Source organism: Rhodococcus sp. K11/5, assembly GCF_055193735.1.
In genome coordinates this window covers 190819-212620 of record NZ_CM143721.1, presented here as the reverse complement: position 1 = coordinate 212620, position 21802 = coordinate 190819, and the positions used below count along the sequence as shown (strand labels likewise).

Sequence of the window (21802 nt, the reverse complement as noted above, 5' to 3'; positions counted from 1 at the left end):
CCGAAGGCTGTCGGGGGTCTCGAGTAGCCTCCTTCGAAGACGATCGAGTTGCGAGCGGAAAGGGCGGCGGTGGTCATGACACGGATTGCCGGAGCACCTCACGCTCCGACCGGAGGCGCATCGATGGTCGGGCTGTTCGCCGGCATCGGCGGCCTCGAACTGGGCCTCGCTCGGCACGGGTGGAACACCGAGTTGCTGTGCGAGATCGATCCCGGCGCGGGCGCGGTCCTCACGTCGAAGTTTCCCGAGGTGCCGCTGCACACCGACGTCGGGACACTCCGGTCGTTGCCCGCCGGCACCGAACTGGTCGCCGCCGGTTTCCCTTGCCAGGACCTGTCCCAGGCCGGCCGCACCGCCGGCATCACCGGCGCCAGATCCGGCCTGGTCGACGAGGTCTTCCGGCTGGTCGCCCGGCGCCGCGGACCGCGCTGGCTCCTCATCGAGAACGTGCCCTTCATGCTGCAGCTCGGGCGCGGCGCCGCGATGCGCCACATCACCCACGCTCTCGAGGACCTCGGTTACACCTGGGCGTACCGGGTGGTCGACGCCCGCGCGTTCGGCCTTCCGCAGCGTCGCCAGCGCGTGGTGATGCTCGCGTCCCGCACCGAGGATCCACGGGAGGTGCTGTTCGGCGCCGATTCCGGCGCGCCCGAGCCCGGCGACGCCGACGCCCATCCGTGCGGCTTCTACTGGACCGAGGGCGTGCGCGGCCTCGGCTGGGCGGTCAACGCCGTCCCCACGCTGAAGGGCGGGTCGAGCATCGGCATCGCGAGCCCTCCGGCCGTGCGCCTTCCGTCGGGCGAGATCGTGACGCCGGGCATCGTCGACGCCGAACGGTTACAGGGGTTCGACGCGGGATGGACGGCACCGGCGCTGGACGCGCCCGGGGTGCGTTCCGGCCACCGGTGGAAGCTCGTCGGCAACGCGGTCAGCGTGCGGATGGCGTCGTGGGTGGGCAGCAGTCTCGCCGCTCCGGTCCCGTACGACGCGTCCGCGGACGTCGAGATCGTGCCGGGTCAGGCCTGGCCGTCCGCGGCGTGGGGCCGCCGCCGAACCGCGTTCCGAGTGCCGGTGAGCACCTGGCCGACGGAGGCGCCCTACGAGGATCTGAGCAATTTCCTCACCGAGCCGAAGCTGCTGTCCGCCCGCGCGACCGCCGGGTTCCTGAAGCGAGCGCGGTCGGGCAACCTGCGATTCGCGCCGGGGTTCCTGGACACCGTCGACGCACATCTGCACCGGATGAACGACGCGGCGACCACCGAGTGGGTGCCGGCGGATCCGGTGCAGGTCGCGTAGGGAGAAGGCCATGTATCCCCTGACCTTCGCGCTCGACTTCGCGGGCGACAAACCCGCACCCGACGCGGATCGCGGCGCGAAGAAGAACTACGCCCAACGGCTGTCGAACCACCTCGCGCAGGTGGTCGCCGACGCACTGCGCCCGCACTATCCGGCCATCACACCCGACGCACGGGGGTTCGGGCAGGAGGCGCGGGTGGACGTGGCGAAGGGCAGCAAGAAGCTCGACGTCAAGGCCCTCGACCCCACGCTCGGACTCATTCTGTGCGTGTCGATCAAGACGTACAGCTTCCAGGACTTCAGCCCCACCACCGGCCGCTTCGGACGGTGGACCAAGAACATCGTGCGCAACGATCACGAGCTGCGGGGCGAGGCCATGGTGCTGCACCAGCGGCAGCCCTACAGCGTGCTCGTCGCCGTGATGTTCGAGCCCTGGGCGACGTGTGAGGACGGGGACGCCTCCAAGAGCAGCGACACCGGCAAGAGTTCGTTCGCGCACCACGTGACCACGCTGTCCAAGCGGTCCGGGCGCGGGAAGCGTGCAGTGGTGGGGGCGCCGGGCAAGGCGTGGGTGGACCTCGGCGCGGAGGACACCCGCTACGACCTGTTCGAGAAGGTGTTCATCGGACTCTACGAAGCGGAGGGGCCGTACCGGGGAGAGGTCCGCTTCTTCGACGTCGACGATTCGCCTCCACGCAACGGTCGCCCTCCGGACCGGACGACGCTCTCCTTCGAGGAGTTCGTGGACGTGGTGCACGGGGAGGTCGAGCGCCGTAATCGCTTCGCGCCCAGCTGGTCCGAACCCGAAGACGACGAGTGACACCGGCCCGGCCCCGAACCGACGCCGCCACCAGCGCCCGGCTGAGCAAGCAGCGCCGGCGCGATACGAAACCCGAACTCGCGCTGCGCCGTGAACTGCACCGCGCGGGCCTGCGTTACTTCGTCGACCGAGCGCCGGTCAAGGGGATGCGGCGACGGGCCGACGTGGTGTTTCCGCGTCGCAAGGTCGCCGTCTACGTCGACGGGTGTTTCTGGCACAGCTGTCCGATTCACGCCACGCATCCCCGCAACAACGCGCAGTGGTGGGCGGACAAACTGGCTGCGAACGTCACCCGTGACCGCAACACCGACTCCACGCTCGCGGAGGCGGGGTGGACGGTGGTGCGCGTGTGGGAACACGAATCACCGGTCGATGCGGCAGCGAAAGTAATCGCCGCGCTGGGGTCGCCGACCGACCGGTGACTCGACGGACCTAGTTCGTCGGACGCTCGTGACGGCCGCGCTCGAGGCGGGCGCGCTCGTCCGCGTCGAACGGGTTGTCGAGGTCGCGGTCGTCGACGTTCCCGGTGGTGCGGTTGTCGAGACCCCGGTTGTCGAAGTCGCGGTTGTCGAGGTCCCGGTTGTCGAGGTCCCGGTTGTCGAGACCCCGGTTGTCGAGACCCCGGTTGTCGAGGTCGCGGTTGTCGAGACCCCGGTTGTCGAGACCCCGGTTGTCGTCGCGTCGGTTGTCGTCGCGACGAGCATCGTCGTCGTTCTTCACGGGCTTGCGCGGCGTGCCGTCGTTGCGCACGGTCGGATCGAGCTTGTTGGCGCGCTGAAACTCCTTGTCCAACTCGTCGCGGCCACTGGCAGCGGTGCCCATGTATTCCTGGGCCTGCTGCTGAGCGACCCGCGCTTCGGCGGCCTTCGCCTCTGCGTCGGCCTGTGCGCGTCGGGCTTCGGCGTCGGCCTTCTGCGCGAGTGCCTCTTGCTTCTCCACGTCGGCGGCCCGCTCCGCGGCGTTCTCGCGAATCTCTCCGGCCTTCTCCAGGCGCTTCTGCTTCTGCTTCTTGTTCAGTGCGAACGCGATGGCGATCAGCAGCAGCACCACCACGACGGCGATGACGATCCAGGCAGTGGTGTTCATTCGGGGCTCTTCTCGTTGCGGGTCATCCGGACGGGGTACCCGGGGGTGTGGCGTCCGAATCGGGACGCGACGATCGCTTCCGACCGCGCGCCCTCCTCGTGATTCCCCCGCGCACCCTCCAGCACTCTGCGCACCGTGCACGGTGCGCAAGACGCTGCACGGTGCGCGAAACCGGGGTCAGGGCGAAACCGGACGCTGCACGGTGCGCGAAACCGGGGGCGGAGCGAAACCGGACGCTGCACGGTGCGCGAAACCGGGGTCGGCGCGAAACCGGGGTCGGAACGAACGCCTACAACCACTTCTGCTTGCGGAAGACCACGTACAGCGCACACGACGCCATGAGCATCAGCCCCACGGCCATGGGGTAGCCGATTCGCCAGGACAGCTCGGGCATGTACTGGAAGTTCATGCCGTAGATCCCGGCGATCAAGGTGGGCGCGAAGAGGATGGCACCCCAGGACGAGATGCGCTTGACCTGCTCGTTCTGATCGATTCCGACCTGGGTCATGGCGCGCATCTCGTCGTTCTGGCGTTGCCCGACGAGCGTGGTGTGCACGGTCAGTGCGTTCTGCAGGTTGGCGCGGAAGGAGTCGACGCGCTCGGTGACGCGGATGGCGTGGTCGAGCACGTCGCGGAGGTTGCGCCGTAGCTCGATGTCCACGTTGTACTTCTCCGACCCCCGCCCGAGCGCCTCGATCATCGACACCAGGGGGTGCGTCGCACGTTGGAACTCGATGACCTCGCGGGAGAGTTCGTAGATGCGACGCGAGACGTCGGGGTCGCCGGTGAACAACTGATCGTCGATCTCGTCGATGTCGTTCTCGAGGCCGGCCACCACGGGCTCGTACTCGTCGACCACCTGGTCGAGGATCGCGTAGAGTACGGCCTCGGTACCGAGCTCCAACAGCTTGGGCGTGTGTTCGAGCCGGGTGCGCACCAGCCCGAGATCGGGGGATTCGGCGTGCCGGATGGTCACCACGAAGTCCGGCCCGCAGAAGACGTGCACCTCCCCGAACTCCACCTTCTCGGTCTCGTCGACGTAGCGCGCGGGGTGCAGGACGACGAACAGCTGATCTGCGTAGCGCTCGAGTTTCGGCCGCTGGTGCGCGGACACGGTGTCCTCGACGGCCAGCCGGTGCAAACCGAATTCGGTTGCGACCGAGTCTATTTCGGCTTGGTCGGGCCGGTACAGACCGATCCACGCCATCCCGCCGCACTCGCGCATCAGCTCGTAGGTGCGATCCAGGGTCTCCGGTTGCCGGCTGCGTTCACCGTGTACGTACACCGCGTTGTCGACGATTGCCACGTCTCGTAGCTCCTTGTGCGTTCCTCGCCGGGCCCACGGCCGAGCCCATGGAGGGCAACGGCCGCAGCACACTGTAGTCACCCGCACCGACGGTCCACACCACGCGGAAAACCACTTCTCACGAACATCGAGTTTCAAACCTGGTAGGCAGGAGTTCGGACGTCGTCACCACGGCGCGCCGGAGATTCGACGTCTGCACCCAATTCCGCGATTGTTGCAGGGAATCCGTGCACTGGGGATAACGTGTACTTCGTGGCAGAACGCGGCGCACGTCCCCAGGTATCGGTGTTCCGCCGAACCGCCCTCCGGGCGGTCAGAATGCTCTTCAATCCCCTCAGACCCGACGACTACCTCGAGATGATCAATCCGCTGTGGACCACCCGCGAGCTGCGGGGCAAGGTCGACCGCGTCGAACCCGAGGGCGTCGACGCCGTCTCGGTGTTCATCAAGCCGGGGTACGAGTGGGGCGGACACGTTCCCGGCCAGTACCTGCGGCTGGGAGTGTTGATCGACGGCCGGTATCACTGGCGTGCCTACTCGCTCACGTCCGATCCTCACGGCGAGGCCGGATTCATCACCGTCAGCCCCAAGCTGGTCGAGGGCGGGACGGTGTCGCCGTACCTGGTGAAGCACATCGAACCGGGAACGGTGGTCCGGCTGAGCGAGATCGAGGGCGTCTTCACCCTGCCCGATCCCGTTCCCGCCAAGATGCTGTTCATCAGCGCCGGTAGTGGCATCACGCCCATCATCAGCATGCTGCGCGAACTCGACCACATGGACCAGATGACCGACGTCGTGGTCATCCACTCCGTGCACAGTCGTGAGCAGACGATGTTCCAGGACACGCTCGAACGCCTCGATCGCAAGCATTCCTCGATGCAGCTCGATCTCCGGGTCACCGGTGACCGGGGCCGCATGAAAGCGTCCGACATGGACGAATTGTGCCCGGATTGGCGCGAACGCCAAGCCTTCTGCTCGGGGCCCGGTGAACTGCTGGACGATCTGCGCGAACACTGGAACACCGAGGGCGATCCGGACAAGTTCCACTACGAGAGCTTCCAGCCGGTCATCGGAGGTGACGCCGAGGGAGAGGGCGGCACCGTTCGATTCCTGCGAAGCGACAAAGACGTCGAATGCGACGGCGGCACACCGATTCTGGCGGCCGGCGAAGAAGCCGGGCTCGACCTCAAGTTCGGCTGCCGCATCGGCATTTGCCACACCTGTACCGGAACTGTCAAAAAAGGGCGTTTGCGGGACCTGCGAAACGGGGAAGTCTCCGAACCGGAGGGTCAGGCGGTGCGTATTTGCGTCAACACCGCCGAGGGAGACGTAGAAATCGATCTGTGATGGATCACCAGGACGCAGTCGAGAAACAATACGGAGGGGACGTCACATGAGCGTCGACACCAGGACTGACAAGTCCGTACCACCCAACCCGCTGGCTCATCTCAGCGACGAGACCATCGAAGAATTGGCAAAAGAGTTCGACGCCATTCACGACGAGGTGTACTCCGACCTTGGGGAGAAGGATCGGCAATACATCAAGAGCGTGATCGCGGCACAGCGGCAGCTGGTGGTGGCCGGGCGCGTGCTGCTGCTCGGCTCCGTGAGCAAGCCCGCCTGGATCGCCGGAACGGCATGCCTCGGCGTGGCCAAGATCCTCGAGAACATGGAGATCGGTCACAACGTCATGCACGGCCAGTGGGACTGGATGAACGATCCGGACATCCACTCGTCCGTGTGGGACTGGGACACCGCGTCCTCCGCCGAGGCGTGGAAGCACTCGCACAACTACGTACACCACACGTACACCAACATCCGCGGCAAGGACAAGGATCTCGGCTACGAGATCATGCGGATCGACCCGCACCAGAAGTGGAACCCGGTCTACCTCGCGCAGCCGTTCTACAACATGGTGCTGATGGCGTTCTTCGAGTGGGGCGTGGCCCTGCACGATCTCGACATCGAGGCCATCCGCCGCGGTGAAAAGCCCATGAAGGACCTCCGCGAGGACCTCAAGGGAATCGCGGTCAAGGCTCGCCGGCAGATCGTCAAGGACTACATCGGCTGGCCCGTGATCAGCGCCGGCGCGTTCGCGCTGGCCCAGGTCGCCGCGGGGGGTCGCCTCGGCGAATCCAAGCGTTCCAAGCTGGCGTCGAAGTTGCGTCGTAACAGCTCGTCCGACGCGGCCCACACCATGGCGTCGTTCCTGGACAAGCACGGCAGTGGCGTGGAGAAGACGTTCGTGAACACGTTCACGGCCAACTTCACCGCGAACATCATCCGCAACCTGTGGTCGCACGCGATCATCTTCTGCGGACACTTCCCGGACCAGACGTACACCTTCAGCCAGAAGGAGACGGAGAACGAGACCCGCGGCGGTTGGTACGTCCGTCAGCTCGTGGGCGCGGCCAACATCGACGGTGGTCCGCTGTTCCACCTGATGAGCGGCAACCTGAGCTACCAGGTCGAGCACCACCTGTACCCGGACATGCCCAGCACCCGGTACAAGGAAGTTGCTCCGAAGATCAAGGACATCTGCGAGCGGTACCAGTTGCCGTACAACACCGGTCCATTCTTCAAGCAGTGGGGCACCGTCAACCGCACCATTGCGCGCCTGGCGCTTCCCGGCGGCAAGGCGCGGCCCAAGCCGGGTCCGTACCGCAGCGAGCGCGGCTCCACCGCGTCGGGACCGAGCGAGGCTGCTCGATTCCGCAACCGGGTTCCCGCAGGTCATCCCAATGCAGGTCCCGAGCACAACGGCGGCGGCGTCGACGTGGCACCCCCGCCCCGCGACTGATCTCCACCCGACACACCCTCGGTCGGCATTCTCGCACCCCGGTGCGGGGGTGCCGACCGTTGTCGTTGGGTAGTGTCGTGGACAGGCAGGCGGGGGTTCGTGCCATTTCATAGCCATTGTGAGAATGGGAGCGCCGCCGCCATGCACCATCGAGTGGATCCGCTGACGATGGCGCGCGCGTTCGACCGCACCCCCGATCTCGTGTCGATCTCCGAGATGGACGGTCGCATCCTGCACATCAACCCCGCCGGGACTCGAACTGCTGGGAGTCGACCGCGTCGAGGCGGTGCTGACCCTGCGCACCTGGAACGTCTTCTCCGACGTCGGCCTGCTGATCGCACCGCTGGTGGAACGCGCCCTCACCACCGTCGGTAGCTGGCAGGGCGTCGGCGAGCTCCGACGCCTGGACGACGGCGTCGTCGTCCCGGTCAGCATTTCCGCGTACGTGGTGGAGCGGGGAGGCGACGACCCTCCGATCATCGCCTCCATCATGCGAGACCGCCGACGGCGCGCGAGTCAGGACCAGACCCTGCAGGCGGCCACGGAATCCGCCGCGTACCTGGTTCGCGAACAACAGGCCGTCGGCGAACTCGGCCGCTTGGCCGTCGACGCGTCGCTGCAGACCCTGCTCGACTCGGCGACCAGCGCGGCCGCCGCACTCATGGGCGTGGACTGCGCGTCCATCTCCCGCGTCGGCGAGCACAGCGACGACCTCGAGGTCGTCGCGTACAGCGGTACCGGTACGCCGCCGGCGTTCTTTCCCTCGGCCCGCGGCTCCGCGCCCGGTCTCGCGCTCGCGAGCGACGACGTCCTCGTCTGCTCGACCATCGAGAACGAGGACCGCTTCGATACCTCGGGGATGCGGGCTCGCGGGCTGGCCAGCGTCGTCTGCGTTCCGTTCGCGTCGTCACCACGACCCGGTGTGCTGTCCGTCCACAGCACCCGCCCGCGCGAGTACTCGGATCGTGACCTTGCCTTTCTCGACACCGTGACGGGAATTCTCACCGCCGCGATCCGCCGGATCGAGCTCGAACGTCAGCTGCGTCACCGGTCGCTGCACGACCCGCTCACCGGACTTCCGAACCGCATCCTCGCCTACCGACGCATCGAGGAGGGGTTGACGGCGACGCGGCGTTCCGCCACCACCGTGGCCGTGTTGCTGGCGGACCTCGACGACTTCAAGACGGTGAACGACAGCCTGGGGCACGCCAGCGGCGACGCCGTCCTGGTCTCGCTCGCTCGCAAACTCGAGGCGGCGGCACGTCCGGGCGACACCGTGGCGCGCTTGGGCGGCGACGAGTTCCTGATCGTCTGCGACGGCATCACCGATGTCGAGGCCGCTCGGGAGCGCGCTCACGAACTCTCGACCGTGCTCAGCGACGTGGACACCTCGGGCGCCGACCCCATCCCGTTCACCGCGAGCATCGGCATCGCGTTGGCCGACGACACGGTGCGCGGCGCCGAGGAACTGGTGCGTCGGGCCGATCTCGCGATGTATCGAGCGAAGGGGTCCGCCCCCGGATCCATCGACGTGTTCGACCGGCTCGGCAGCTACGACGCCGATCGAGTGTTGCGGTTGTCGACCGACCTCCGAGCGGCGATCGAGGACGGCAGCGTCTTTCTGGAGTACCAGCCGATCCACGACCTGTGGAACGACACCATCGTCGGCGTCGAGGCACTGGCGCGATGGACCCACCCGACGTTCGGCCCCGTCTCGCCCACGGAGTTCGTCGCCGTCGCCGAGCGCACGGGACTGATCGGCCGTCTGGGCGAGTGGGCGGTGGCCACGGCCTGCGAGGCGGCGGTCACCTGGCCGGGAACGACGACGGTGCACGTCAACGTCAGCGGCCATCAGCTGCACGATCCGCGGTTCTGCGGGATGGTCCGCTTCCACCTGGACCGCACCGGCCTGGACGTCTCCCGCCTCGGCCTCGAGGTGACCGAGACCGTCTGGGTGGCCGAGACGACTCGTGTCGTCACCACGCTCACGGAACTCCACGAGATGGGGGTGACGCTGGCGCTCGACGACATGGGGACGGGCTACAGCTCGATCTCGTATCTGGACCGGTATCCGATGTTCGCCTGCTTCAAGATCGACGGCTCGTACATCGCGAAACTTCCCGGCAGTCGGCCCGAGGCCATCGTCAAGGCGATCATGACTCTCGCCGACGCGTTCGAGGTCGACGTCGTCGGCGAGGGGGTCGAGACCGCCGACCAGGCCGAATCGTACCGAGTCTGCGGCGGGCGCTACGCCCAGGGGTTCCATCTGTCGCGGCCCATGGACGCGGCGTCGGTCGCGGAACTCCTGCAGTCGTACCGATCCGGACGGCCGAGTTCGGTGAGCGTGAACGACGCGACGCCCGGCAGATGATCTGCCGGGCGTCGCGATCGCGCTGCACCCGTCACGGGTGCGCGTCTGCAGTTGGTGGAACCGCTTACTTGAAGGTGTCCTTGACGTTCTCGCCGATCTTCTTGGCGCCCGCCGAACCCTGATCCTTCTTGCCCTCGGCCTCGAGGTCCTTGTTGTCGGTTGCGTCTCCGACAACTTCCTTCGCCTTGCCGATGGCGTCTTCGGCTGCGTTCTTGGCCTTGTCGACAAATCCCATGACGTTCTCCTAGGAACCTGATCGAGCCCGGCTGGCTGCGATCTATGACAGTGAGTCGAGAGCAGCACCCGAAAAGCGCACACCTCCCACACGTGATCCCCGTCACACAGGCGTTCAGGGTCTCGCGCTCGTGAGCAGAACCACCACCGCGAGCGCCACCACGGACCCGGTGAGCAGGACGTTCAGCACGGCCGAGGTGGACGCGCGGCCGTTGTCGAAGTCGTCCGACACCGCGGAGTAGCGCAGGTGCAGACGAATCACCGCGACCACCGGAACCACCGCACAGCCCAGTGCAGCGATCACGCCGATCGGTCCGCCGCTGTGCGCGGCCCGGGCGACGATCAACGACACCGCGACGATCAGCAGGCCGGTCCGCACGTGGGAGAGAAAGGTCCGCTCGACCTGCCGACCCGGATCGGTCACAGCACCAGGCCGAGGCCGAACGCCAGGGTGACGACCACCAGAACGACGGACAACAGCACCGCCGCGGCCGGAAGGGGTAGCGCTCGACCGAGCCGCATCGCGGACTCGATGTTCATCCATCGACTCAGCGATCCGATCGCGACGACGACGGCCGCGAGCAACAACACCGCCACGATGAACGCCCGAACGCCGGAGGGAAGCACGTCCGCCGCGAAGGCCTCGAGACCCGCCGCGGCCGCGACGAGTCCCAGCGCGGTTCGGATCCAGGCCAGAAAGGTGCGCTCGTTCGCGAGGGTGAACCGAGGATCGGGCTCGTCGCCCTCACGGAGACGCCGCGGAGTCAGCACCGCTGTCACAGTACGGCGTCGCATCCGACCCGGCACCGGTCAGTGGCGGTAGGGACGCCAGCGCTCGTACGCCCGCCGCTCGGCCTCGTCGCGCGCGACCTTCTTGGGGTTCTGCAGGTCCGGGGACAATCCGTGCCGAGCCAGACGCCGTTTGCGATTGGGTTCCATGTAGGCGGCGGAGTAGAACAGCGCGAGCAGCACCGCCAACAGCACCATCGTCCCGCGCAGCCACAACTCGCCGGGAAACAGCATGAACACCGCGAAGATCGGCAGGAACGGGATCATGCCGCGGATCAGGTGTCGGGGTACGGCGCGGTCGCCGATCAGGTCGTTGCGCACCCAGTCCTGCATCGAGTCCGGCAACCGTCGCCCGAAGGCGTAGCCGATCCACTGGACGGGATTGGGCCTCGTCGCGCTCATCGACTCGCCGCCAGCGCAGCGGCGTTGACCCCGGTGAGGACGCGGTGCAGCTCCTCCAACTGCTCGACACCGACACCCAGCCGGGCGACGACCGTCTCGGGTATCGATTCCGCGGACTCGCGAAGCCGCCGACCCTCCGCTGTCACGTCGACGATCAGTTGACGCTCGTCGGTGTCGCTGCGGGTCCGTGTGACCAGACCGGCGGCCTCGAGCCGCCTCAACAGAGGAGTCAGGGTGGCCGGCTCCAACTGCAGCGCCGCGGCAACCGACCCGGCCGACATCGGAGCGCGCTCCCACAACGCCAGCATCACCAGGTACTGCGGATGCGTCAGCCCCAACGGCTCGAGCACGGGGCGATAGACACTCAGTACGGAGCGATTGGTCACGGCGAGTGCGAAACACACCTGCCGTTCGAGACTCAGCGGGTCGGTCATACGTCGAGTGTACAGATAGTCAGTACACGTACTTTCTGCCTATCCGACGAGAAAGGTCACGACGACGGGGTCGGGACGTCACCCTCGACGGGAGGAGCCGGCGGAGTGGGAGCGTCCGCGTCCGGTCGCGGCGGAGTGGGAGCGTCCGCGTCCGGTCGCGGCGGAGTGGGAGCGTCCGCGTCCGGTCGCGGCGGAGTGGGAGCGTCCGCCCCTGCGGGCGGGGCCGGCGGGGTCGGTGCCTCGCCGTCGGTCGGCGGGCCCGGATGACCACCGGGGCCCCCCTCACGTCCGGGACCGTGCGGTCCCTCCCCCGCCACCGAGGGCGGCGTCGCGCACAGGTCGGCACCCGGTCCTGATTCCGGTGCCGTCCCGGGGGTGTTCGACTCGCCCGCGGGCGGGGCGGGTGGGGCGGGCGTCATCTCGGCGGCATCGGTATCCGAGCCGCTCGGTCCGTCCGCCGCCGCGATCGCGGTTCCGCCGAGGAACACTCCGGCCACCAGCACCGCACCTGCGGTGATGCGGCCCACGCGTCCCATGGTTCGTATCGACATCGATCGGTCCTTCCCTCGGGGCGGCAACCGGTGCGGCGCCGCTCTGGTGAGAACCACCGTGCGACCCGCACCTGAAGCCGACCTGAAATCCGCCCGTGCCGGACCCCGTCTTCAGGAACTCTTCAGCCACGTGCGGCCATAGTGAACGGGTGACCCACCCGAGCGAACTCGACGCCGAGGGACGGCGCGCACCGCGCGCCCGAATACTCGTCGTCGAGGACAACGACGCGATCCGACTGTCCGTGGCCGCCGCGCTCGCCGACACCGATGCGGAGGTGGTGTCGGTCGCCGACGGAACGGACCTCGAACGCGTCCTCACCGCCCGACGGCCCGATCTGGTGATCCTGGACATCATGCTTCCCGGGCGGGACGGGCTCGAACTCCTGTCGGTGGTCCGCGCCCGGAGCACCGCGGCCGTTCTGCTGCTCACCGCTCGTGACACGGTGGCGGATCGGGTTCGCGGATTGACCGCCGGCGCCGACGACTACCTGGTGAAGCCGTTCGCGATGGCCGAACTGACGGCGCGGGTGGGCGCAGTGCTACGCCGATCGGGGGTCACCACGGCCACGATCACGCACGGCGACATCGTCGTCGACCCGGAGTCCGGGGACGCCAGCCGGGCCGGAGCGGACCTCGCACTCACCGCGACCGAGGTGAAACTGCTCGCATACCTCGCCGCCCAGCGCGGCCGCACCGTGAGCAAGACCCAGATCCTCACGCAGGTGTGGGGGTACGACGCCTACGACGAGAATCTGGTGGAGGTCCACATCAGCGCACTGCGTCGCAAACTCGAGAACCACGGACCGCGCGTACTGCACACCCGTCGCGGCATCGGATACGTGCTGTCGACATGACCTCACGACCGCCTCGCGAGCAACTGCGCACCGGGTCGCTCCGTGCCCGACTGCTGTTCTCCGTCCTCACCGTCGTCGCGCTGTTGCTCGTGGTGGTCGTCGTGGCGACCGGTTCGATGCTCGAGCGACAACTCCGATCCTCGGCCACCGACAGCCTGGCCGGCCGAGCGGAGACCGCCCAACGACTTCTCGATCGCGGCGCCGACCCCACCGAGATCGTCTCCGCCACCCGGGGCGAGAACGTCGCTGCCCAACTGATCACCTCGGACGGACGCGTGTTCGGCGACCTTCGGGTGCGATCGACCGTGCCGCCGCCCGCACCCGCACCCGCATCGGGTCCGGGCCGACCCGGTCCGCCGGCGCCGGGAGGCCCCCCATCGGCCACCATCGAGCCGGTCGATCGCCAGATCGAGAGCACCACGCTCTCGGACGGCTCCCTCCTGACCGTGGCGGTGGACGCAAGCGCGATCTCCTCGGTGCGCGGACAACTGACGGCCGTCCTCGTTCCGGTTGCCCTGGCCGCCGCCGCGCTCGCCGCTCTGTTGATGACCGTCGCCGTGACGGTGTCGTTGCGACCGCTGCGCTCGATGACCGCGCTGGCCCGGTCGATCACCACCGGGCGCCGAGGCGAACGGCTTGTCCCGACGCGTTCCGACACCGAATTGGGCGCCACAGCAGCAGCATTCGACGAGATGCTCGATGCCCTCGAGGGTGCGGAAGCTCGAGAACGGGCCGCCGGCGAGCGTAGCCGGCGGTTGTTCGACGACGCCGCGCACGATCTCCGTACACCCGTGGCCGGGATGTCGGCGGCGGCCGAGACGCTCCTGCGCACCGAGACCACCGACCGGGACACCCGAGAGAGGCTGTTGGTCTCGATGGTCCGAGAATCGCGCCGCGCATCACGTCTGATCGACGATCTGCTCGCCGTCGCTCGATTCGACCATTCCGCGACGCTCGATCGGCGGCCGGTGAACCTCATGGATCTCGTTCGCGCCGACGCCGATCGGCTGAGGGTCCTCGCCCCGGAACTCGAGGTCACGGTTCGGGGCGACGACGTCGAGGTCGCGGGCGACGAGTCGGCGTTGGCCCGAGTGTTGGCCAATCTCACCGACAACGCGCGACGGCACAGCCCACCCGGCGCAACGGTGGAGATGGACGTGTCCCGTTCGACTTCCGTTGCCACGGTGCGGATTCGAGACCAGGGTCCCGGCGTCGACCCTGCCGACCGAGAGCGGATCTTCGACCGTCTCGTGCGGGTCGACGAGTCCCGTCACGGCGACGGATCGGGACTCGGGCTGACCATCGCGCGGGCCATCGCGCGGGCCCACCGCGGCGACGTCACCTACGAACCGATCAGTGAGGGGGCGTGTTTCGTCGTGTCGCTCCCTGTGGACGACCGGACCGTGCGCTGAGCTCGCGCTAGCGGGCGGGAAGGTGCTCCGGAACCCGAACGGCGGCGTCCGTCGCCGACAGCACCTCCTCGACGGTGATCCCCGGTGCGGTCTCCACGAGCTCGAATCCGGTGGCCGTGACGTCCAGGACCGCCATGTCCGTGACGATGCGGTGAACGCATCCCTTGCCGGTGAGCGGCAGCGAGCATTCGCGCACGAGCTTGGGCTCGCCCGAGCGGGAGACGTGCTCCATCATCACCACGACGCGCGCGGCGCCGTGGACGAGGTCCATCGCTCCGCCCATGCCCTTGACCATGTGACCGGGGATCATCCAGTTCGCGAGGTCACCCTTCTGGTCGACCTGCATCGCCCCGAGGACGGCGACGTCCACACCTCCGCCGCGAATCATGGCGAAGGACTGTGCTGAGTCGAAGAACGACGCGCCGGGGAGAACCGTGATGGTCTCCTTGCCGGCATTGATCAGCTCGGGGTCCACCTCGTCCTCGGTGGGGTACGGGCCGACGCCCAGGACGCCGTTCTCGGAATGCAGGACCACGGTGACGTCGTCGGGAATGTGCCCGGGGACCAGGGTGGGCATCCCGATCCCGAGGTTCACGTACTGACCGTCGTGCAGTTCCCTCGCGACACGTGCCGCCATCTGGTTCCGCGTCAGCCTGCTCACGACCGCACCGTCCGCTGCTCGATTCCGACCGTGACCTTGCCGACCGGGACCACCCGCTGGACGTGGATCCCGGGGGTCTGGACGTGCTCGGGGTCGAGTTCCCCGGGCTCGACGAGGTGTTCGACCTGCGCGATGGTGATGCGGCCCGACTCGGCGGCCGGCGGGTTGAAGTTCCGAGAACTCGCCCGGTACACCAGGTTTCCGAACCGATCGCCCTTCCACGCGTGCACCAACGCGAAATCGGCGACGATCCCGCGCTCCAGGACGTAGGTGACGCCGTCGAATTCGCGAGTTTCCTTGGGCGGGCTCGCGAGAGCGACGCCGCCGTCGGCGTCGTACCGCATCGGCAGTCCTCCGTCGGCCACCTGGGTCCCGACGCCCGCCGGGGTGAAGAAGGCGGGGATGCCGGCACCACCGGCGCGCATCCGTTCCGCCAGGGTTCCCTGCGGGGTCAGCTCGACCTCGAGTTCGCCGCCCAGGTACTGCCGTGCGAATTCCTTGTTGGACCCGACGTAGGAGCTGATGGTGCGCCGGATGCGCCCCTGTTCGAGAAGCAGGCCGAGACCGAATCCGTCCGTACCGCAGTTGTTGCTGACGGTCTCCAGGTTCGTCGCGCCCTGCGCGAGGAGCGCGTCGATCAACACCTCCGGAATGCCGACCAGACCGAAACCGCCCACGGCGATCGATGCGCCGTCCGGGATGTCCGCGACCGCGTCGGCCGCCCGAGCCACCACCTTGTCCATCATGGCGCCCAGCGTAGCCCGGGTTGTGCGTGATGTGAACAATTATCCGCACTCCGAACATTTCGGCCTCGAACTGTTGCCCGGCCATCACCGCGCGCCCTACGCTGTTCGCACAGCGGCTGTCCGTCCACACAGCGCACAGACCCGCGACGCCCTGCCGAGCCGAGGAGGACCTCGATGACCGTCGAACTCGCCCACACCCGCACGCCCGGTCCGCATCCCGATGCGCCGACGGTGGTGTTGCTCGGATCGCTGGGTTCCAACCGCTCGATGTGGGATCCCCAGGTCGGTGCACTCGCCCGGCACGCGCACGTACTCACCGTCGACGCCCGCGGGCACGGCGTCTCCCCGGTTCCGCCCGGCCCCTATCGGATCGAGGATCTCGGTGCCGATGTCCTGGCGCTGCTCGACGCTCTCGACCTCGACCGGGTGCACGTCGTCGGACTGTCGATGGGCGGCGCCATGGCCCAGTGGCTCGCGATCCATCACCCCGCTCGCATCGAGACGATGACGCTGCTGTGCACGGCGGCGAAGTTCGGCGATCCTGCCGACTGGACGGCGCGGGCCGACGCCGTCCGCGCCGGGGGCCTGGCGTCGATCTCGTCCGCGGTGGTGGGGCGGTGGTTCACCGGTGCACTCGCCGCCCGCGATCCGGAGCTCGTGGCCCGGCACGTGGCGATGATCGAGGGCACGCCGGACGAGGGCTACGCCCTGTGCTGCGACGCTCTCGCCGCGTGGGACAGCCGCGCCGACCTGGGTCGAATCTCCGCCCCCACCACCGTGATCGCCGGTCACGACGATCCCGCGACGCCACCGGCCATGCTGGCGGAACTCGCCGACGGGATCGCGAATGCCGAGCTGATCGTCCTGGATCCGGCGGCGCACCTGGCCAACGTGGAGCAGCCCGAGGCGGTCACCCGAACCGTCCTCGGGCGCATCGGTGCCGACATCCGCGGCATCACCGCACCGTCGTGAGCGACACGGACGACCGGGCCTCCGCGTCGTCGGACCACGTGCAGTCGCTCGCGCGCGGTCTGGCCGTGATCCGCGCGTTCGACGCCGAGCATCCCCGCCGCACGCTCAGCGACGTCTCGCGGACCACGGGTCTGACTCGAGCCACCGCGCGCCGGTTCCTGCTGACCCTGGTCGACCTGGAGTACGTGCGCACCGACGGCTCGGTGTTCTGGCTGACGCCGCGGGTGCTGGAACTGGGCTACTCGTATCTGTCGTCGCTGTCCCTGCCGGACGTCGCGGGCCCTCACCTCGAGACGCTTGCCCACACCGTGCACGAGTCGACCTCGGTGTCGATCCTCGACGGCGACGACATCGTCTACGTCGCACGGGTTCCGGTCAGCCGCATCATGACCGTGTCCATCACCATCGGCACCCGATTCCCGGCGTACGCGACCTCGATGGGTCGGGTGCTGCTCGCGAACCTCTCCGACGACCGACTCGCGGCCTACCTCGAGCGCGTGACCCTGGATCCGCTCACCTCCTCGACGATCGCCGACAGCGATCGGCTGTCCACCGAGCTCGATACCGTTCGCGCACAGGGCTTCTGTCTCGTCGATCAGGAACTCGAGGTGGGATTGAGATCGGTCGCCGCCCCGGTGCGCGGCTCCACGGGCAGCGTCGTCGCCGCAGTGAACATCTCGACCCAGGCCGCGCGCTGTCCGGTGGAGGACATCCACCGCACCCTCGTTCCCGCCCTCCTCCGCACCACCGACGCCATCGAGGCCGACCTGGCCCGCATGTCGTCGCCGACCAAAGGAACCCCCCATGCCTGACGCCGTGATCTGTGAACCCCTCCGCACCCCGGTCGGCCGGTTCGGCGGAGCACTGAAGGATCTGAGTCCCGAGGCGCTGGCCGCCGCCGTCATCACCGAGCTCGTCGCCCGCACCGGTATCGACGGCGCGCAGATCGACGACGTGATCCTGGGGCAGGCCTCGCCCAACGGCGAGGCCCCGGCCATCGGCCGCGTCGCCGCCCTGGACGCGGGCCTCGGCATCGACGTGCCCGGTCAGCAGGTCGATCGTCGGTGCGGATCCGGTCTGCAGGCCGTGATCAGCGCGTGTCTGCAGGTGCAGTCGGGGGGCAGCGATCTGGTTCTCGCCGGCGGCGCCGAGAGCATGAGCAACGCCGAGTTCTACGCCACCGGAATGCGGTGGGGGGTCAAGGGTGAGGCCGTCGCGCTGTCCGATCGGCTGGCCCGAGCACGCGTGACGGCCGGTGGCACCAATTTCCCGGTCCCGGGCGGCATGATCGAGACCGCCGAGAACCTTCGCGCCGAGTTCTCCATCAGCCGGGCGGATCAGGACGAGCTCGCCGTCGCCTCGCACCGCAAAGCCGTTGTGGCACAGCAGAGTGGCGTGTTCGCCGAGGAGATCGTGCCGGTCTCGGTGCCGCGGCGTCGCGGGGAAGCCGTCGTCGTCGACACCGACGAGCATCCTCGGGCCGACACCGACGCCGGATCGCTCGGCGCGCTCCGCGCCATCCGAGCGAAGATCGACCCGGACTCGACGGTCACCGCCGGCAACGCGAGCGGGCAGAACGACGGCGCGGCGCTGTGCATCGTGACGACGCCGGAGAAGGCCGCCGAGCTGGGGCTGCGGCCGCTGGCCCGGCTCGCCTCGTGGGCGGTGGCGGGCGTCGCGCCCCGGACGATGGGCATCGGGCCCGTCCCGGCGACGAAGAAAGCGTTGGGCCGCTTGGGAATCGGTCTGGACGACATGGGCGTCGTCGAGTTGAACGAGGCCTTCGCCGCGCAGACGCTCGCGGTGCTGCGCACGTGGGGGCTCGACCCCGCGGACGATCGCCTCAATCCACACGGCTCCGGCATCTCGCTCGGTCACCCCGTGGGGGCCACCGGGGCCCGCATCCTGGCCACCCTGCTGCGCGAGATGGACCGCCGCGAGGTGCGCTACGGACTCGAGACGATGTGCATCGGCGGCGGCCAGGGACTTGCCGCGGTATTCGAGCGCGTCACGCCGGGGTCGCGTTAGTCTCGATTCTCGAACGGCGGGGAGGGGTGCGGGGATGGCTTTCGGTGCTGGCGGTTCCGGTACGACCGACGTGGTGGTGATCGGCGGCGGCATCGTCGGTCTCGCCACCGCGTGGAAGATCCAGCAGGCGAGGCCCGGGGTGGGCGTGACCGTCCTGGAGAAGGAGTCGACGCTCGCCGGTCACCAGACCGGGCACAACAGCGGAGTCGTCCACTCCGGGATCTACTACGAGCCCGGCAGTCTCAAGGCGGTCCTGTGCAAGCGGGGCGCGGAGGAGACGAAGTCGTTCGCAGCGGAGCACGGCATCGCGTGCCACACCATCGGCAAGCTGCTCGTCGCCACCGACGCTGCGGAGACGCAACGGTTACGTGCCCTCTTCGGCCGGGCCCACACCAACGGACTCGAGGTGTCGTGGCTCGACGGTCGGGAGCTGACCGCGGCGGAACCGAGAGTGCGCGGCGTCGCGGCCGTCCACGTCCCCACCACCGGGATCGTCGACTACGCCCTGGTGTGTGCCGCGCTGGCCGACGAGGTGCGGGCCGCCGGCGGGACGGTGCGAACCGGCGAGAAGGTCACGGCCATCACGGAATCGGCGAGTTCGGTGACCGTCGACACCGAGGGGTCGACATGGACGGCGCAGCACCTCGTGGTGTGCGCGGGCCTGCAGGCGGACCGCATGGCCGCTCTCGCCGGAGTGTCGACCGACATCCGCATCGTGCCGTTCCGCGGGGAGTACTTCACCCTGCCACCGTCGAGGCGGGATCTGGTGAAGCACCTCATCTACCCGACCCCCGACCCGTCGTTGCCGTTTCTCGGCGTGCACCTCAGCCCCACCGTGGACGGAGAGATCACCGTCGGACCGAACGCGGTGCTGGGCTTCGCCCGGGAGAAGTACCGCAAGGGCGGCGTCACACTGCGCGACGTCGCCGACTACGCGGCCTTTCCCGGCATGTGGCGGGTGGCGCGGGCCAACGTGCGGACCGGGGCGCACGAGATGAAGAATTCGTTCTTTCGACGTGGATACCTCGCGGAGTGCCGGAAGTACTGTCCGGACCTCACTCTCGACGATCTGCGGCCGCGCGAAGCCGGGATCCGGGCGCAGGCGGTGCGGCGCGACGGCACGTTGGTCCACGATTTCCTCCTCGAACGGACTCCGCGCAGCGTGCACGTGCTCAACGCGCCGTCCCCCGCCGCGACGTCGGCACTTCCCATCGGAGAGGCCCCGGCGCAGAAGCTCTTCGGCTGACCTCGGCACCGCTGGTCAGGAGTCGTCGCCCGCGCTCACCTTCACCAGAAGTGCGCCCGGCTCGACGTCGACGATCAGCGACCGGGTGGGCTCCAGATCGTCGCCGTCGAACTGCCAGGGATGGGCATGGGCAGTGCCGATCTCGACGTGTCGGGCACGGAACCGCTCGAGTTCTCCGGCGCGGTTGTTCTCTCGACGCCGCAGGAGGTGCCAGGCCACCGACGCCCACCCGAGAACCGTCCGGGGCGCGATGACGACGACGTCGAGCACCCCGTCCGTCGGATCCGCGTCGGGCAGCACCGGAATCCCGCCCTGGAGGAGACCGACGTTGCCCACGAGGACGGTGCGCGCGCGGCGGGACAGCGGAGCGCCTCCGTCGAGACGAAGGGTCGTCACCATCGGTCGGTCACGGAGGTGCCCGACACCCGCGACGACGTAGGCGGGCCACCCCACCAGCGTCTTCACCCGAGGCGAGGTGTCCCGCATGATGGCCGCGTCGACACCCATTCCGGCCATGACGGCGAAGAGGTGCTCACCGATGCGGCCCAGATCGATGGTCTCCACCCGGCTGTCGTCGCCCAGAGCGACGGCGAGGGCCTCGTCCAGATCCAGCGGCAGGCCGAGATTGCGGCCGAGCAGGTTGCCGGTACCGGTCGGCACGATGCCCATCGGCACACCGGAGTTCGCCAGCCCGGTGGCCACCGAGGCCAGCGTTCCGTCGCCTCCGCAGCACAGCACGAGCTCGGCCCCGTCGGACACCGCGCGCCGCGCCATCCCGGCCCCCGGATCGTCCACGGTGGTGGTCAGCACGGTCGGTTCCGTCCACCCGAAGCGCTCGCAACTGCGGCCGACCGTTCGGGTGAAGGCGGCGACATCGTCGACCGTGGTGGGGTTGAGGATCAACGTCACCGCTCTCGTCGGCGCATCACCGGAGTGCGGTGTCGAATCGGTGGTGTTCGTGGACATGCTCACTGTTCCTCACGTTCGTGCCGGCTCCCCTGGTCACCGGATACCCCGGCGAGTGCGTGGTCAGCGCCGGGCGTCCAGACCGTCGACCAGGCTCGCCAGGCCCAGCTCGAAGGCGGCCTCGGCGCGAGCGCCGGCGTGGTCTCCGCGGGCGGCGACACCCGCGCGTGCGACGAGAGGAAAGTCCTCGGCCATCGCGCCCGTATCGAAGACGTCCGTGGGGGCGACGGCGTCCATCGCCGACCCCAGGACGAACGACTCGACGGACACGATCGCCTGCAGCACGTCGGCCTCCGACCACCCCGCCGCAAGGAATCCGCGGGTGACCGTCTCGTACATGTCGAGCACCACGCGGGAATCCGTCACCGACATCACCGCGTAGATGGGCACGAGCGTCGGGTGCGCGGCGAAGGCGTTGCGCATCGACCGCGCCCAGACCCCCACGGCCTCGGCCCACGGGAGTTCGTCGAAGCAGCGGTGGTCGATCTGCCCGATCACGTGGTCCTGCACCAGGATCAACAACTCACGCTTGTTCGTCACGTGGTTGTACAACGCGGACGGCGCAACTCCGAGCGCGCGGGCCAAGGCTGTGACCGTGAAGCCGGCGTCCCCCGATTTCTCCAGCAGCACCAACGCCTCACGCACGATGCGGTCCGGGGTGAGCACCCGGCCCACGGGACGTCCCGGGGAGCGCGCCTCGCCCGGTCCCCGCGTCGTCTCACCCATCGTGTGTCCCCGTCTCTCGCCTGGTTGCGTCGTGACCGGACCCTACGCGCCCTCTTGCCACCTCTCGCGGTCGTCGCTATCCTCTAATGAACGTCATTCATA

23 protein-coding genes and 1 pseudogene are annotated in these 21802 nt (G+C 68.5%); 12 read left to right on the top strand and 12 right to left on the bottom strand.

Annotated features, from left to right (window positions below):
* Window positions 1–123: 123 nt before the first annotated feature.
* Genes ACY466_RS01005 through ACY466_RS00995 form a run of 3 tightly spaced genes read left to right on the top strand, consistent with a single transcriptional unit; the run spans window position 124 to window position 2538 of the window.
* On the top strand, window positions 124–1296 hold the full coding sequence (locus tag ACY466_RS01005; RefSeq protein WP_463249079.1) for a DNA cytosine methyltransferase: 1173 nt from the start codon (window positions 124–126) through the stop codon (window positions 1294–1296).
* 10 nt (window positions 1297–1306) lie between these two features.
* Window positions 1307–2116 (top strand): hypothetical protein, encoded by an 810-nt coding sequence (locus ACY466_RS01000; RefSeq protein WP_463249077.1) that lies wholly within the window; start codon window positions 1307–1309, stop codon window positions 2114–2116.
* Window positions 2113–2538 carry a very short patch repair endonuclease gene (locus tag ACY466_RS00995; protein WP_463249075.1) on the top strand — a complete coding sequence of 142 codons (426 nt, stop codon included), beginning with the start codon at window positions 2113–2115 and terminating at the stop codon, window positions 2536–2538. Before ACY466_RS01000 ends, ACY466_RS00995 begins: the two co-directional genes overlap by 4 nt.
* Window positions 2539–2548: 10 nt before the next feature.
* Here the strand turns inward: ACY466_RS00995 and ACY466_RS00990 are convergent, their stop codons facing one another.
* Both ACY466_RS00990 and corA read right to left on the bottom strand, forming a co-directional pair.
* A complete protein-coding gene (locus ACY466_RS00990) occupies window positions 2549–3202 on the bottom strand; it encodes a hypothetical protein (protein WP_463249072.1) in 654 nt (217 codons plus the stop codon).
* Window positions 3203–3491: 289 nt separating this feature from the next.
* Window positions 3492–4508 (bottom strand): magnesium/cobalt transporter CorA, encoded by a 1017-nt coding sequence (gene corA / locus ACY466_RS00985; RefSeq protein WP_463249069.1) that lies wholly within the window; start codon window positions 4506–4508, stop codon window positions 3492–3494.
* 252 nt (window positions 4509–4760) lie between these two features.
* Between corA and ACY466_RS00980 the strand changes: the two genes are divergently transcribed.
* From ACY466_RS00980 to ACY466_RS00970, 3 genes are all read left to right on the top strand, one after another.
* Window positions 4761–5855 carry a ferredoxin reductase gene (locus ACY466_RS00980; protein ID WP_463249066.1) on the top strand — a complete coding sequence of 365 codons (1095 nt, stop codon included), beginning with the start codon at window positions 4761–4763 and terminating at the stop codon, window positions 5853–5855.
* 46 nt (window positions 5856–5901) lie between these two features.
* A complete protein-coding gene (locus tag ACY466_RS00975; protein ID WP_463249063.1) occupies window positions 5902–7308 on the top strand; it encodes a fatty acid desaturase family protein in 1407 nt (468 codons plus the stop codon).
* Window positions 7309–7594: 286 nt separating this feature from the next.
* Entirely contained in the window at window positions 7595–9679 is a 2085-nt protein-coding gene (locus tag ACY466_RS00970; protein ID WP_463249060.1) for a putative bifunctional diguanylate cyclase/phosphodiesterase, read from the top strand.
* 64 nt (window positions 9680–9743) lie between these two features.
* Here ACY466_RS00970 and ACY466_RS00965 read toward each other — a convergent pair whose 3' ends face one another.
* The 6 genes from ACY466_RS00965 to ACY466_RS00940 all read right to left on the bottom strand — a co-directional run bounded on the left by ACY466_RS00965 (window position 9744) and on the right by ACY466_RS00940 (window position 12089).
* Window positions 9744–9914 carry a CsbD family protein gene (locus tag ACY466_RS00965; protein WP_463249057.1) on the bottom strand — a complete coding sequence of 57 codons (171 nt, stop codon included), beginning with the start codon at window positions 9912–9914 and terminating at the stop codon, window positions 9744–9746.
* 114 nt (window positions 9915–10028) lie between these two features.
* Complete coding sequence (locus ACY466_RS00960) at window positions 10029–10337, bottom strand: DUF202 domain-containing protein (RefSeq protein WP_463249055.1); 309 nt, start codon at window positions 10335–10337, stop codon at window positions 10029–10031.
* A complete protein-coding gene (locus ACY466_RS00955) occupies window positions 10334–10684 on the bottom strand; it encodes a DUF202 domain-containing protein (protein ID WP_463249053.1) in 351 nt (116 codons plus the stop codon). Before ACY466_RS00955 ends, ACY466_RS00960 begins: the two co-directional genes overlap by 4 nt.
* A 39-nt stretch (window positions 10685–10723) precedes the next feature.
* Entirely contained in the window at window positions 10724–11104 is a 381-nt protein-coding gene (locus ACY466_RS00950) for a DUF5313 family protein (RefSeq protein ID WP_463249051.1), read from the bottom strand.
* On the bottom strand, window positions 11101–11538 hold the full coding sequence (locus ACY466_RS00945; protein WP_463249048.1) for a MarR family winged helix-turn-helix transcriptional regulator: 438 nt from the start codon (window positions 11536–11538) through the stop codon (window positions 11101–11103). The genes ACY466_RS00950 and ACY466_RS00945 overlap by 4 nt, the downstream gene beginning before the upstream one ends.
* 56 nt (window positions 11539–11594) lie before the next feature.
* Window positions 11595–12089: a hypothetical protein gene (locus ACY466_RS00940; RefSeq protein WP_463249046.1), complete on the bottom strand. Its 495-nt coding sequence runs from the start codon at window positions 12087–12089 to the stop codon at window positions 11595–11597.
* 149 nt (window positions 12090–12238) lie between these two features.
* Here ACY466_RS00940 and ACY466_RS00935 point away from each other — a divergent pair, with 149 nt between their 5' ends.
* The gene (locus ACY466_RS00935; protein ID WP_463249043.1) at window positions 12239–12943 is read left to right on the top strand and encodes a response regulator transcription factor; all 705 of its coding nucleotides are present in this window, start codon (window positions 12239–12241) and stop codon (window positions 12941–12943) included.
* The gene (locus ACY466_RS00930) at window positions 12940–14355 is read left to right on the top strand and encodes a sensor histidine kinase (protein WP_463249039.1); all 1416 of its coding nucleotides are present in this window, start codon (window positions 12940–12942) and stop codon (window positions 14353–14355) included. Before ACY466_RS00935 ends, ACY466_RS00930 begins: the two co-directional genes overlap by 4 nt.
* Before the next feature lie 7 nt (window positions 14356–14362).
* On the opposite strand, the gene ACY466_RS00925 is transcribed toward ACY466_RS00930, so the two are convergent.
* Window positions 14363–14992, bottom strand: coding sequence for a CoA transferase subunit B (locus ACY466_RS00925; protein ID WP_463252402.1), 630 nt, complete (start codon window positions 14990–14992; stop codon window positions 14363–14365).
* Window positions 14993–15012: 20 nt separating this feature from the next.
* On the bottom strand, window positions 15013–15759 hold the full coding sequence (locus ACY466_RS00920) for a CoA transferase subunit A (RefSeq protein WP_463252401.1): 747 nt from the start codon (window positions 15757–15759) through the stop codon (window positions 15013–15015).
* Window positions 15760–15936: 177 nt separating this feature from the next.
* Here ACY466_RS00920 and pcaD point away from each other — a divergent pair.
* The 4 genes and pseudogenes from pcaD to lhgO all read left to right on the top strand — a co-directional run.
* Window positions 15937–16686 (top strand): annotated as a pseudogene (pcaD, locus tag ACY466_RS00915) (3-oxoadipate enol-lactonase); the annotation flags it as partial.
* Window positions 16687–16730: 44 nt separating this feature from the next.
* Complete coding sequence (locus ACY466_RS00910) at window positions 16731–17546, top strand: IclR family transcriptional regulator domain-containing protein (RefSeq protein WP_463249037.1); 816 nt, start codon at window positions 16731–16733, stop codon at window positions 17544–17546.
* Entirely contained in the window at window positions 17539–18762 is a 1224-nt protein-coding gene (locus tag ACY466_RS00905; protein ID WP_463249034.1) for an acetyl-CoA C-acetyltransferase, read from the top strand. Before ACY466_RS00910 ends, ACY466_RS00905 begins: the two co-directional genes overlap by 8 nt.
* A 34-nt stretch (window positions 18763–18796) precedes the next feature.
* A complete protein-coding gene (gene lhgO / locus ACY466_RS00900) occupies window positions 18797–20008 on the top strand; it encodes an L-2-hydroxyglutarate oxidase (RefSeq protein WP_463249032.1) in 1212 nt (403 codons plus the stop codon).
* A gap of 15 nt (window positions 20009–20023) precedes the next feature.
* Here the strand turns inward: lhgO and ACY466_RS00895 are convergent, their stop codons facing one another.
* On the bottom strand, window positions 20024–20974 hold the full coding sequence (locus ACY466_RS00895) for a diacylglycerol/lipid kinase family protein (RefSeq protein WP_463249030.1): 951 nt from the start codon (window positions 20972–20974) through the stop codon (window positions 20024–20026).
* 63 nt (window positions 20975–21037) lie between these two features.
* Entirely contained in the window at window positions 21038–21700 is a 663-nt protein-coding gene (locus ACY466_RS00890) for a TetR/AcrR family transcriptional regulator C-terminal domain-containing protein (RefSeq protein WP_463249028.1), read from the bottom strand.
* Between the last annotated feature and the right edge of the window lie 102 nt (window positions 21701–21802).

Excerpts from the sequence above, each read along its gene's own strand:
- ACY466_RS01005 (WP_463249079.1), top strand. The coding sequence starts at position 124 with ATGGTCGGGCTGTTCGCCGGCATCGGCGGCCTCGAACTGGGCCTCGCT.
- ACY466_RS01000 (WP_463249077.1), top strand. The coding sequence starts at position 1,307 with ATGTATCCCCTGACCTTCGCGCTCGACTTCGCGGGCGACAAACCCGCA.
- ACY466_RS00990 (WP_463249072.1), bottom strand. The coding sequence starts at position 3,202 with ATGAACACCACTGCCTGGATCGTCATCGCCGTCGTGGTGGTGCTGCTG.
- ACY466_RS00975 (WP_463249063.1), top strand. The coding sequence starts at position 5,902 with ATGAGCGTCGACACCAGGACTGACAAGTCCGTACCACCCAACCCGCTG.
- ACY466_RS00965 (WP_463249057.1), bottom strand. The coding sequence starts at position 9,914 with ATGGGATTTGTCGACAAGGCCAAGAACGCAGCCGAAGACGCCATCGGC.
- ACY466_RS00950 (WP_463249051.1), bottom strand. The coding sequence starts at position 11,104 with ATGAGCGCGACGAGGCCCAATCCCGTCCAGTGGATCGGCTACGCCTTC.
- ACY466_RS00945 (WP_463249048.1), bottom strand. The coding sequence starts at position 11,538 with ATGACCGACCCGCTGAGTCTCGAACGGCAGGTGTGTTTCGCACTCGCC.
- ACY466_RS00940 (WP_463249046.1), bottom strand. The coding sequence starts at position 12,089 with ATGTCGATACGAACCATGGGACGCGTGGGCCGCATCACCGCAGGTGCG.
- ACY466_RS00930 (WP_463249039.1), top strand. The coding sequence starts at position 12,940 with ATGACCTCACGACCGCCTCGCGAGCAACTGCGCACCGGGTCGCTCCGT.
- ACY466_RS00925 (WP_463252402.1), bottom strand. The coding sequence starts at position 14,992 with ATGGCGGCACGTGTCGCGAGGGAACTGCACGACGGTCAGTACGTGAAC.
- ACY466_RS00920 (WP_463252401.1), bottom strand. The coding sequence starts at position 15,759 with ATGGACAAGGTGGTGGCTCGGGCGGCCGACGCGGTCGCGGACATCCCG.
- ACY466_RS00905 (WP_463249034.1), top strand. The coding sequence starts at position 17,539 with ATGCCTGACGCCGTGATCTGTGAACCCCTCCGCACCCCGGTCGGCCGG.
- lhgO (WP_463249032.1), top strand. The coding sequence starts at position 18,797 with ATGGCTTTCGGTGCTGGCGGTTCCGGTACGACCGACGTGGTGGTGATC.
- ACY466_RS00895 (WP_463249030.1), bottom strand. The coding sequence starts at position 20,974 with ATGTCCACGAACACCACCGATTCGACACCGCACTCCGGTGATGCGCCG.
- ACY466_RS00890 (WP_463249028.1), bottom strand. The coding sequence starts at position 21,700 with ATGGGTGAGACGACGCGGGGACCGGGCGAGGCGCGCTCCCCGGGACGT.